The 11,919-nt window shown below is 46.6% G+C and carries 11 protein-coding genes; 10 read left to right on the top strand and 1 reads right to left on the bottom strand.

Annotated elements, in window-relative coordinates:
- Window positions 1-33 precede the first annotated feature (33 nt).
- The 3 genes from stoA to C5I45_RS12635 all read left to right on the top strand — a co-directional run bounded on the left by stoA (window position 34) and on the right by C5I45_RS12635 (window position 3,894).
- Complete coding sequence (stoA, locus tag C5I45_RS12645) at window positions 34-528, top strand: endospore biogenesis thiol-disulfide oxidoreductase StoA (protein ID WP_060657354.1); 495 nt, start codon at window positions 34-36, stop codon at window positions 526-528.
- A gap of 242 nt (window positions 529-770) precedes the next feature.
- The gene (locus C5I45_RS12640; RefSeq protein ID WP_003154661.1) at window positions 771-2,684 is read left to right on the top strand and encodes a heavy metal translocating P-type ATPase; all 1,914 of its coding nucleotides are present in this window, start codon (window positions 771-773) and stop codon (window positions 2,682-2,684) included.
- Between the two features lie 115 nt (window positions 2,685-2,799).
- Window positions 2,800-3,894 (top strand): M24 family metallopeptidase, encoded by a 1,095-nt coding sequence (locus C5I45_RS12635; protein WP_003154660.1) that lies wholly within the window; start codon window positions 2,800-2,802, stop codon window positions 3,892-3,894.
- Window positions 3,895-3,951: 57 nt separating this feature from the next.
- Here the strand turns inward: C5I45_RS12635 and C5I45_RS20125 are convergent, their stop codons facing one another.
- Window positions 3,952-4,077, bottom strand: a complete 126-nt coding sequence (locus tag C5I45_RS20125; RefSeq protein WP_003154659.1) for a hypothetical protein — start codon at window positions 4,075-4,077, stop codon at window positions 3,952-3,954.
- Window positions 4,078-4,176: 99 nt separating this feature from the next.
- Here C5I45_RS20125 and C5I45_RS12630 point away from each other — a divergent pair, with 99 nt between their 5' ends.
- The 7 genes from C5I45_RS12630 (at window position 4,177) to splB (ending at window position 11,906) form a co-directional block, all read left to right on the top strand.
- Window positions 4,177-5,142 carry a LacI family DNA-binding transcriptional regulator gene (locus tag C5I45_RS12630; RefSeq protein ID WP_003154658.1) on the top strand — a complete coding sequence of 322 codons (966 nt, stop codon included), beginning with the start codon at window positions 4,177-4,179 and terminating at the stop codon, window positions 5,140-5,142.
- A gap of 50 nt (window positions 5,143-5,192) precedes the next feature.
- A complete protein-coding gene (glcT, locus tag C5I45_RS12625) occupies window positions 5,193-6,059 on the top strand; it encodes a glucose PTS transporter transcription antiterminator GlcT (protein WP_095836060.1) in 867 nt (288 codons plus the stop codon).
- 230 nt (window positions 6,060-6,289) lie between these two features.
- Complete coding sequence (gene ptsG, locus C5I45_RS12620) at window positions 6,290-8,386, top strand: glucose-specific PTS transporter subunit IIBC (RefSeq protein ID WP_003154656.1); 2,097 nt, start codon at window positions 6,290-6,292, stop codon at window positions 8,384-8,386.
- Between the two features lie 96 nt (window positions 8,387-8,482).
- A complete protein-coding gene (locus C5I45_RS12615; protein ID WP_003154654.1) occupies window positions 8,483-8,749 on the top strand; it encodes a phosphocarrier protein HPr in 267 nt (88 codons plus the stop codon).
- The gene (gene ptsP / locus C5I45_RS12610; RefSeq protein ID WP_003154648.1) at window positions 8,749-10,464 is read left to right on the top strand and encodes a phosphoenolpyruvate--protein phosphotransferase; all 1,716 of its coding nucleotides are present in this window, start codon (window positions 8,749-8,751) and stop codon (window positions 10,462-10,464) included. The genes C5I45_RS12615 and ptsP overlap by 1 nt, the downstream gene beginning before the upstream one ends.
- An 87-nt stretch (window positions 10,465-10,551) precedes the next feature.
- Entirely contained in the window at window positions 10,552-10,791 is a 240-nt protein-coding gene (locus C5I45_RS12605) for a splAB operon transcriptional regulator SplA (protein ID WP_003154646.1), read from the top strand.
- An 86-nt stretch (window positions 10,792-10,877) separates the two neighbouring features.
- A complete protein-coding gene (gene splB, locus C5I45_RS12600) occupies window positions 10,878-11,906 on the top strand; it encodes a spore photoproduct lyase (protein WP_003154644.1) in 1,029 nt (342 codons plus the stop codon).
- Window positions 11,907-11,919 lie beyond the last annotated feature (13 nt).

The raw sequence follows: 11,919 nt of genomic DNA, 5'->3' as shown, positions 1-11,919 counted from the left end.
CAAGCTATCCGAAACGCGTGAAAGGAAGATCATATGCATAAAAACCGCCTAATTGTATGTGCAGTCCTTTTGATAGCTGCCGCCGTCTGGATGCCTGAAGCAAAAGCCTCCTCAGAAAAACAGGCAGTTCCCGCCGTGTTTCTGATGAAGACGATTGAAGGGGACGAAATATCGATTCCGAATAAAGGGCAGAAAACGATTTTACATTTTTGGACATCGTGGTGTCCGCCGTGCAAAAAAGAACTGCCGCAATTCCAAACCTATTTTGAACAGCATCAGTCTGATGATGTAAGCCTTGTAACGGTAAATTTGATGAATGCCGAGCGAAATAAAAATACCGTCCAAAACTTTGTCACTCAGCACCATCTCACATTCCCGATTGTTCTTGACACGAAAGGCGAGCTTATGAAGGAATACGATGTCATGACGATTCCCACGTCATTTCTGCTGAATGAAAAAGGAAAAATCGAAAAAAAGATCGTCGGTCCGATGACCGCCTCACAATTAAAAGAATGGTCAGAGAAATAAAAAGGTGCGGGAGGAATTCCTCCCGCACCTTTTTTGCATATAATGAACAGCTGAAGAAACGCTAATGATAATTATTATCAAAAAGAAATTAAAACAATTATAATTGAAATCTTCCGCCGGCATGCTATAATAAAGAAAACACTGCGATAACACTGTGAAAATGCTGCCTGTCAGGCGGCTGTTTTACTTTTATCGGGGAATTGAAGATGATTTGCGTTCTCAATTAGAGAGGAGAATTCATAATGAATGAACAAGTGATGACACAAACCCATTCACAACAGCAGATACAAGAAGAGCGGGCCGGAAAAAGGTGGCTCCAGCATGCAGAACTCATTGCGGCGCTCGTATCCGGCGTCCTTATTCTTGCGGCCTGGTTTTTTACCGAAACAAAAGGCCTGTCCGTCACTTTGTATATCCTTGCCTTCCTGATCGGGGGATTTGCAAAAGCAAAAGAGGGAATTGAGGATACCATTGAGACGAAGGCGTTAAATGTGGAACTGCTGATGATATTTGCGGCTGTCGGCTCCGCCCTGATCGGTTATTGGGCGGAAGGCGCAGTTCTTATCTTTATTTTTTCGTTAAGCGGCGCGCTCGAAACATATACGATGAATAAAAGCAGCCGTGATTTAACATCCTTGATGAAACTGGAACCGGAGGAAGCGACCCTGCTTGCGGACGGACGGGAAAAGCGGGTGCCGGCTGCTGAACTTAAGATCGGTGACATGATCGTCATTAAGCCGGGCGAACGCGTAGCGGCAGACGGGATTATTGAGTCTGGCGTGACGAGCCTCGATGAATCGGCGCTGACGGGTGAAGCGATGCCGGCGGAAAAAACAGCAGGAGATTCTGTGTTTACAGGAACGGTAAACGGAAACGGCTCCTTAACGGTCCGTGTGACGAAAACAAATGAACAGTCTTTATTCAGAAAAATCATCCGGCTGGTGGAATCAGCCCAAAACAGCGTGTCACCGGCTCAGGCATTTATTGAGCGATTCGAAAGTGTCTATGTCAAAGGCGTGCTGTTAGCCGTGGCTGTGCTTTTATTCGTTCCTCATTTCGCTTTAGGCTGGAGCTGGAGTGAAACCTTTTACCGGGCGATGGTGTTTATGGTGGTCGCCTCCCCGTGCGCGCTTGTTGCTTCTATTATGCCCGCTGCGCTTTCCCTTATCTCAAATGGGGCCCGCAACGGATTATTGGTTAAAGGAAGTGTGTTTTTAGAGCAGCTGGGAAGCGTACGGATGATTGCATTTGACAAAACCGGCACGGTCACAAAGGGACAGCCGGCAGTCGCGGCATTTCAAGCAGCGGAAAATGTGAGTGAAGATGAGATCATGCAGGCGGTGTATGCGATAGAAAAGCAATCAAGCCACCCGCTTGCAAAAGCGATAGCTGAATTTGCCGAAAGCCGGGGCGCCGCGCCCGCAGGCCATCTATCGATTGACGAGACGTCCGGATTCGGTGTTCAGGCTGAAATAGAAGGCGTCAAATGGATGGTCGGAAAAGCGGGATTTGCAGGTGAACATGCGGCAGATGCTTTTTTGCAGACATCGGGAAAAGAATTAAAGGATAAAGGCTTTACACTGGTCTTTGTTAAAAAAGATGACCGGATTGCAGGCTGCTTCGCCTTAAAGGATCAAATCCGCCCTGAAGCCAAAGCCGTGATGGCTGAGCTTGAATCACTGGGCATTCAAACAGCCATGCTCACCGGTGATCAGTCTGAAACTGCGGCTGCCATCGCGAAAGAGGCGGGCATGACGACGGTTGTTGCCGATTGTCTGCCGAACCAAAAGGCAAAAGAAGTGAAGAAGCTGAAAGAAACGTACGGCACAATCGCCATGGTCGGAGACGGCATTAATGACGCGCCTGCTCTGAAAACCGCTGACGTCGGTATTGCGATGGGCGGGGGCACGGACGTGGCTCTAGAAACGGCTGACTTAGTCCTTATGAAAAATGATCTTCACAAGCTTGTGAAAATGTGCAGACTCTCAAGGAAAATGAACCGGATTATTAAGCAGAATATTGTTTTCTCGCTCTCGGTCATCTGCCTTTTGATCTGCGCTAACTTTCTGCAGGTGATGGAACTGCCGTTTGGCGTAATCGGCCATGAGGGGAGCACGATTCTGGTTATACTGAACGGACTGAGATTATTAAAATAAACATGACAGCCGCACATCACGGGCGGCTGTTTTTTAAATGTTCGTTCACAGCATAAACGCCGGAAAACTGATAGAATGAATAAAGAGTCACTTTGGTAAGGAGGAAAAGCAAAAAATGAACAGATTAGAACGTGTTTCATCTTGGCTGAAAAAAGAAGGACATGATGCGGCGTTTATACATACAAAGGAAAACGTATTTTATTTAACTGATTTTTACACGGATCCGCATGAGCGGTTAATGGGATTGTTCCTGTTTCAGGAACAGGAGCCGTTTTTCGTTTGTCCGGGAATGGAAGCCGGACAAGCCCGCAGCGCCGGATGGGAGCATGGTATTATCGGCTACGGCGATCACGAAGATCCGTGGGAGCTGATCAAAGCCGAGCTCACAAAACGAAATGTGCCGCTTGATTCCATCGCGGTTGAAAAGGATTCGATCTCTCTTTCCCGCTCAGAACAGCTCAAACAAGCTTCAGGGGGCGCGGCATTTGTTTCGGCAGAAGAAACGCTCAACCAATTCCGTCTCGTGAAAGATGAGAAGGAAATCAGCATTCTCAGGGAAGCGGCAAAACTCGCGGATTACGGAGTTGAAGTCGGTGTCGCGGCGCTTAAAGAGGGTGTGAGTGAAACCGAAGTACTCGCGCAGATTGAGTTTGAGCTGAAGAAAAAAGGTGTGCAGGGCATGTCATTTTCAACGATGGTGCTGTTCGGGGAAAAATCAGGCCAGCCCCATGGGAATCCGGGTGCAGACCGGTTGAAAAAAGGGGATTTTGTTCTGTTTGATCTGGGCGTTATTCTTGACGGCTACTGTTCAGACATTACGAGAACATTCGCATACCAATCAATCAGCCCGAAACAGGAAGAGATTTACGAAACGGTGCTTAAAGCTGAACAGACGGCGCTTCAATTAAGCAAACCCGGCGTCAGAATCGGCGATCTTGATTTAAAAGCCCGCGGCATTATTGAAAAAGCCGGATACGGAGACTATTTCCCGCACCGCCTCGGCCACGGACTCGGGATTTCGGTTCACGAATATCCATCAATGAGCAGCGCGAACGACACACTCCTCAAAGAAGGCATGGTGTACACGATAGAACCGGGGATTTACGTGCCGGATGTCGGCGGCGTGCGCATAGAAGACGATGTGTTTGTCACAAAAGACGGCGCCGAAGCATTAACGCAGTATCCGAAAGAATTAACGATTCTGAAATAGAAAGCTTTGTGATAAAAAAGGACGGTTCTGGAACGCAGCGTCCTTTTTTATCACCTTTTAAATGAAAAAATCATCAAAATGCTGAAATGGTTTGATGTCATGCTTTTCATTCAGGGGCCGCAGGGCAAGGTAACTGCCGCCGAGGATGGCCAGACACAAACCGATTAAGCAAAGAATCCCCATCGCTGTTCTTCTCCTTTCAAACGAATAGGATGTATCTGTTTCTAGCTTACTGTATGAAACGCATTCCAGATCAAGGGAAAAAAAGAAAGGGGGGACGCCATGGCTACGATCAGAGACATTGCCGGCGCTGCCGGGGTTTCCGTTACAACGGTATCAAGAGTTTTAAACGATCACCCTTATGTAAGTAAGGACAAAAGAGAAAGAGTGAAAAAAGCGATGCAATCGCTCGGATACACGCGCAACATTCATGCTGTGCATTTATCCAAAGGTTTTTCCGATATGATCGGCGTTGTGCTTCCGTCGGTGAACCTTCCGTATTTTGCAGACCTTGTTGCGGGTATTGCCGAGGCTGCCGAAGCGTCAGGCGTGCATCTTTGTTTATACCAGACAGATTATGAGCAGCAAAAAGAACGTTTTGCCTTATCACAATTACAGGAGCGCCAAGTGGACGGCCTGATTATCTGCTCCAAAGCAATTCCTGATGAGCATCTGCTTGCCGTGAAAGAACCGCTCATCCTCTGCCAGTACACTGATGCGGCAGGGCTTTCCTCCATCAGTAATCCGCATCGGGAAGCATTTCGGCACGGTCTGGATTATCTGATAGAAAAGGGACACCGGAAAATAGCGATCTGCCTGGCCAGAAAAAAGGGAAAAAACAGTCAAGTCCGAATCGCCGCATACAAAGAGGCGCTGAAGAAGATCGGGCAGCCTTACAGGGAAGAGCTGGTTGTGGAAAAGGTGCTGACGCTGCTTGACGGGAAAGCCCTTTTTCATAGATGGAAGAGCTGGGATGACAAACCGACTGCGCTGTTTGCGGCGAATGATCAAGTATCCGCAGGTCTTTACCTTGAAGCCAAGGCAAACGGGACGCGCATCCCGGAAGAGCTTGCGATTTTGAGCATCGACAATCATGATATCAGCAAGATGTTAGGTATTTCCACAATAGATATACAAACGAAAGAAATGGGAAAGCAGGCTTTTCACATGCTTGAGAACCGGATCAGCGGCGGGCCTCCGGGAAGGAAAGTTCTTGATTACCGCCTTATTGAACGATCAACCGTCTAAAAAAAGAATTGACGCGCTTTCCGTTCGTTTTGTACGATATGAGGTATTGAATGACAAAGGAGCTGAGGATCATGAAGGGGTCCTTTACAGTTGAAAAGGTATTAAATAACAATGTGCTCATCGCAACACATGATAGATACAGTGAGGTCGTCTTAATCGGAAAAGGGATCGGCTTTGGAAAAAAACAAGCGGATGTCATTGAAGATAAAGGGTATGACAAGATGTTCATCTTAAAGGATGAAAAAGAACAAAAACAATTTAAAAAGCTCCTCGGTTATGTGGACGAGACACTTGTCGACATCTCCAATGACGTCATTTATCATATCAAGAAGCGGACAAGCCAACCGTTAAATGAGCATATCCATATTGCGCTGACTGACCATATCGCCTTTGCGGTAAAGCGGCTGCAGCAGGGGTTTGACATTAAAAACCCGTTTCTCATGGAAACCGAAACGCTTTATCCGGAAGAATTCCAAATTGCCCGTGAAGTCGTCGGCATGATTAATGAAAAGACGGGAATCTGCCTTCCTGAAGGAGAGATCGGCTTTATCGCTCTGCATATCCATTCCGCCCTGACGAATCGGCCCCTTTCAGAGGTCAATCAGCATTCGCAGCTGATGTCCCGCCTCGTTCAGGTGATTGAGGACTCTTTCCAGATGAAAGTGAATAAAGAAAGCGTCCACTATTTGCGGCTGATCCGGCATATCAGATTTACCATAGACAGGATTAATCGGGAAGAGCAGACAAAAGAACCAGAAAAGTTAATGTTATTATTGAAAAATGAATACCCGCTATGCTACAATACTGCTTGGAAACTGATAAAAATCTTGCAGCAAATACTGAAAAAACCAGTTCATGAGGCGGAAGCGGTTTATCTCACGCTTCATTTGTACCGATTAACCAATAAAATTTCATAATTTCAGTTGAAACCTTAAAAACGTGTCACTGATTCGATCAGGCATGAGTGATTGAGGGTAAAAAACGGGAAGAACGATCCCGTTATTTTGCACACCCTTTTTACTCATGCCTTTTTTGTTGTGTAAAAGGGCAAATGTAAACGGTTAAACTGAAGACTTGCGCCAGTGAATTCGTTGTCATGAATTTTCGCTGTAAGGTCACACTAGCTAACAGAGGAGGTACATCTTTTATGTTTAAAGCATTATTCGGCGTTCTCCAGAAAATCGGCCGTGCTCTTATGCTTCCGGTTGCGATTTTACCGGCTGCGGGGATCTTGCTTGCGTTAGGGAATGCCATGCAGAACAAAGATATGATTCAAGTCATGCATTTCTTAAGCAATGATAACGTTCAGCTTGTGGCGAACGTCATGGAAAGCGCCGGTCAAATCGTATTTGACAACCTGCCGCTTCTTTTTGCAGTAGGGGTTGCGATCGGTCTTGCCAACGGAGACGGTGTTGCCGGAATTGCGGCCATTATCGGATACCTGGTCATGAACGTATCCATGAGCGCCGTGCTTATGGCGAACGGCAGTATTCCGTCTGACAAAATTGAACGGGCAAAGTTTTTTGCGGAAAACCATCCGGCCTATATTAACATGCTGGGGATACCCACTTTGGCGACTGGCGTGTTCGGCGGTATTATCGTCGGGGTCCTGGCCGCGTTATTGTTCAACAAGTTTTATAAAATTGAACTTCCGCAGTACCTCGGATTCTTTGCGGGTAAGCGGTTCGTCCCGATTATCACATCAATTTCCGCATTAATTCTCGGACTTATTATGTTAGTGATCTGGCCTCCGATCCAGCACGGTCTGAATTCCTTCTCCACGGGTCTTGTGGAAGCGAATCCAACCTTGGCGGCCTTTATTTTCGGGATGATTGAGCGGTCATTGATTCCGTTCGGTCTTCATCACATTTTCTACTCGCCGTTCTGGTATGAATTTTTCAGCTATAAAGATGCGGCCGGAGACATCATCCGCGGAGATCAGCGGATTTTCATGGCTCAGATCAAAGACGGCGTACAGCTGACGGCGGGAACATTTATGACGGGGAAATATCCGTTTATGATGTTCGGTCTTCCGGCGGCAGCGCTTGCAATCTATCATGAAGCGAAGCCTGAAAAGAAAAAACTTGTAGCCGGAATCATGGGTTCTGCCGCTCTGACAAGTTTCTTAACGGGAATTACCGAGCCGCTTGAATTCTCATTCTTATTTGTGGCTCCTATCCTGTTTGCGATTCACTGCGTATTCGCGGGACTTTCCTTTATGGTTATGCAGCTGCTGCATGTAAAAATCGGTATGACGTTCTCAGGCGGTCTGATTGACTACTTCCTGTTCGGAATTCTGCCTAACCGGACGGCTTGGTGGCTTGTCATTCCGGTCGGCCTAGGATTAGCCGTTATTTACTACTTCGGTTTCCGGTTTGCGATCAGAAAGTTCAATCTGAAAACGCCGGGCCGTGAAGAAGAGGCTGCGGATGAAGGTGCGGGCGCCTCAGGCGAAGCCGGCGACCTTCCTTATGAAATCCTGCAGGCAATGGGTGACCAGGAAAACATTAAGCACCTTGACGCTTGTATCACGAGACTCCGCGTTACGGTCAACGACCAGAAGAAAGTGGATAAGACTCGTTTGAAACAGCTTGGCGCCTCAGGCGTTCTTGAAGTCGGAAACAACATTCAGGCCATTTTCGGCCCGCGTTCTGACGGTTTAAAAACACAGATGCAGGATATTATCGCCGGACGCACGCCGCGCCCTGAACCGAAAGTATCCGCACAAGAAGAAGTCAGCCAGCAGGTTGAGGAGGTTATCGCAGATCCGCTCCGAAACGAGCAGGGTGAAGAAGTGTTCGCTTCTCCGATCACCGGCGAAATCCATCCGATTACCGATGTGCCTGACCAGGTGTTCTCAGGAAAAATGATGGGTGACGGTTTTGCGATTCTTCCTGAAGAAGGAATCGTCGTATCGCCTGTCCGCGGAAAAGTGCTGAATGTTTTCCCGACAAAACATGCGATCGGTCTTCAGTCTGACGGCGGAAGAGAGATCCTGATTCATTTCGGAATCGACACAGTCAGCCTGAAAGGCGAAGGATTCACTTCTTTTGTTTCTGAGGGTGACCGGGTTGAACCGGGGCAAAAGCTGCTTGAAGTTGATCTTGAAGCGGTTAAACCTCATGTTCCTTCATTAATGACACCGATTGTCTTTACAAATCTTGCCGAGGGTGAAGCGATTTCCCTTTCGGCCGAAGGTACCGTAAAACGGGAACAAAAAGATATTGTGAAAATCGGAAAATAAGCATATAAATACGCCGTGCTTGTCAGATGACAAGTACGGCTGTATGATATAATATTGTGTAGTAAAATAGCTTTAATTTAAAGGAGAATGATAATCATGGCACAAAAAACATTTAAAGTAACAGCAGATTCCGGAATCCACGCTCGTCCTGCGACAGTTCTTGTACAGACTGCAAGCAAATACGATGCTGACGTAAACTTAGAATATAACGGCAAAACAGTAAACCTTAAGTCAATCATGGGCGTTATGTCTCTAGGTATCGCTAAAGGCGCTGAAATCACAATTTCCGCTTCAGGCGCTGACGAAAACGATGCTCTTAACGCTTTAGAAGAAACAATGAAAAGCGAAGGACTCGGCGAGTAATGCAAGAATTAAAAGGAATAGGCGCTTCAGCCGGAATTGCGATTGCGAAAGCATACCGGCTTGAAGAGCCGGACTTAACGGTTGAAAAGAAAAACATTGCTGATGCTGCGGCTGAAGTAAGCCGTTTTGATGAAGCGATTGTACGTTCTAAAGAAGAGCTTGAAAAAATTAAAGAGCATGCTTTAAAAGAACTGGGACAAGACAAAGCTGACATTTTCTCCGCGCACCTTTTAGTTCTGAGTGATCCTGAGCTGCTGAACCCGGTAAAGGAGAAAATCAGCACAGATTCAGTCAATGCTGAATTCGCTTTGAAAGAAACAGCTTCCATGTTCGTTACTATGTTTGAATCAATGGATAACGAATACATGAAAGAGCGTGCGGCGGATATCCGTGACGTAACAAAACGTGTGACGGGGCACCTGCTGGGCGTGGAAATTCCGAACCCGAGCATGATCTCAGAAGAGGTTGTTATCGTGGCTGAAGATTTGACACCGTCTGATACGGCGCAATTAAACCGCCAGTTTGTAAAAGGTTTTACAACTGATATCGGCGGACGCACTTCACACTCCGCGATTATGGCCCGTTCGCTTGAAATTCCGGCTGTTGTCGGCACAAAAGTGGCTACAGGGACAATTGAAAACGGTGTTACGGTAATCGTAGACGGCATCGATGGTGATGTGATCATCGATCCTTCCAGTGAAACGTTAAAGAAATATGAAGAAAAGCACAGTGCTTACCTGGCGCAAAAAGCTGAGTGGGCGAAGCTCGTCAATGAACCGACTGTTTCAAAAGACGGCCATCATGTAGAGCTTGCCGCAAACATCGGCACACCTGACGATGTAAAAGGCGTTCTTGAAAACGGAGGAGAAGCTGTAGGGCTTTACCGTACGGAATTCCTTTACATGGGACGCGACCAGCTTCCGACGGAAGACGAGCAGTTTGACGCTTATAAAACGGTTCTTGAGCGTATGGAAGGAAAATCAGTTGTCGTGCGGACATTGGATATCGGCGGCGACAAAGAGCTTCCTTACCTGCAGCTCCCTAAAGAAATGAACCCGTTCTTAGGCTACAGAGCCATCCGCCTTTGCCTTGAAGAGCAAGAAATCTTCAGAACTCAGCTTCGTGCGCTGCTTCGTGCAAGTACATACGGAAACTTAAAAATCATGTTCCCGATGATTGCGACAGTAAACGAGTTTAAACAGGCGAAAGCGATTCTTCTCGAAGAAAAAGAAAAACTCGTCGAAGCCGGCGTAGCGGTTTCTGACGATATTGAAGTCGGTATGATGGTAGAGATTCCGTCTACAGCCGTTATCGCAGATCAGTTTGCTACAGAAGTTGACTTCTTCAGTATCGGAACAAATGACTTGATCCAATACACGATGGCTGCTGACCGCATGAACGAGCGCGTAGCTTATCTGTATCAGCCATACAACCCGGCGATTCTCCGTCTGATCACCCTTGTTATTGAAGCCGCTCACAAAGAGGGCAAATGGGTCGGAATGTGCGGAGAAATGGCGGGAGACGAAATTGCGATTCCGATTCTTCTCGGCTTAGGCTTAGATGAGTTCTCAATGAGCGCTACATCCATCCTTCCGGCAAGAACGCAGATCAGCAAGCTTTCTAAAAAAGAAGCTGAATCATTCAAAGAAACAATCTTGTCTATGAGCACGACAGAAGAGGTTGTCGCATTCGTTAAAGAAACATTCAATAAGTAATACAACAGCCAGACGGTATAAGCCGTCTGGTTTTTTTCATATTCGGAAAAAAGGGGGGAACAATAACGTTCAACAGGAGGGATTATTATGACAAAATCATTTGCAGCGGGGGATACGGTCTATGTGATTTACCGCAATCCGCATGCCGCCAATGTTGCCCATATTAAAGAGGCGGAGATCGTCCATCACCCGTATCATGAGGGAGAACTGTCTCTGTTTTTATACGAAACCTATCATCCGCTGGCCGAAGATGACGCGGTCTTTTCAACATATGAGGAAGCGGAAGCGCTTTACAGCGAGCTTTTTGAAGAAGACCGATATCATTGATCAAAGGAAATGTTTACAACGCATATTCACTCTCTTTTAAACGGAAAGTAACAACATGAGAATATGAAAAAAGGGAGTGTCAGTTCATGCTGAAGCCGTTTGTGCCCCAGCTTGTTTATATAGAACCGAGAGCGCTCGAATACCCGTTAGGACAAGAGCTGAAGAATAAGTTTGAAAATATGGGGCTTGAGATCAGAGAAACAACATCGCATAATCAAGTCCGGAATATTCCGGGGAAAAATCACTTGCAGCAATACCGGAACGCGAAATCAACATTGGTAATCGGCGTCCGGAAAACACTGAAATTCGATTCTTCAAAGCCGTCCGCCGAATATGCCATTCCATTTGCGACAGGCTGTATGGGGCATTGCCACTATTGCTACCTGCAGACGACGATGGGGTCAAAGCCTTACATCCGGACATATGTCAATGTAGAAGAGATTCTGGATCAGGCTGATGAGTATATGAAAGAACGAGCGCCGGAATTTACAAGATTTGAAGCCTCTTGTACGTCTGATATCGTCGGAATCGATCATCTGACACATACATTAAAAAGAGCCATTGAACATTTCGGACAAAGCGAATTGGGGCAGCTCAGATTCGTGACTAAATTTCACCACGTCGATCATTTGCTTGATGCGAAACATAACGGAAAGACTAGGTTCAGATTCAGCATCAATGCGGATTATGTCATAAAAAACTTTGAACCGGGAACTTCTCCGCTCGACAAACGGATCGAAGCCGCCGTCAAAGTCGCTAAAGCGGGCTATCCGCTCGGTTTCATCGTGGCGCCTATTTATATTCATGATGGCTGGGAGGAAGGCTATAAGGAGCTGTTTGAGAAACTGGATGCGGCGCTTGATGAAGACGTTCGGCATGACATCACATTTGAACTGATCCAGCATCGTTTTACAAAACCGGCCAAACGGGTGATTGAGAAGAACTATCCGAAAACAAAGCTTGAGCTTGATGAAGAAAAGCGCAGGTACAAATGGGGACGCTACGGAATCGGCAAATATATATACCAAAAAGACGAAGAACATGCCTTAAGGGAAACACTCGAATCTTATATCGAAACCTATTTTCCGAAAGCGAAAATCGAATATTTTACGTAAGGCGGAGCTGTCG

Source organism: Bacillus sp. ZY-1-1, assembly GCF_003047165.1.
GTDB classification, from domain to species: Bacteria; Bacillota; Bacilli; order Bacillales; family Bacillaceae; genus Bacillus; species Bacillus velezensis.
This window is presented reverse-complemented; position numbering and strand designations above follow the sequence as displayed.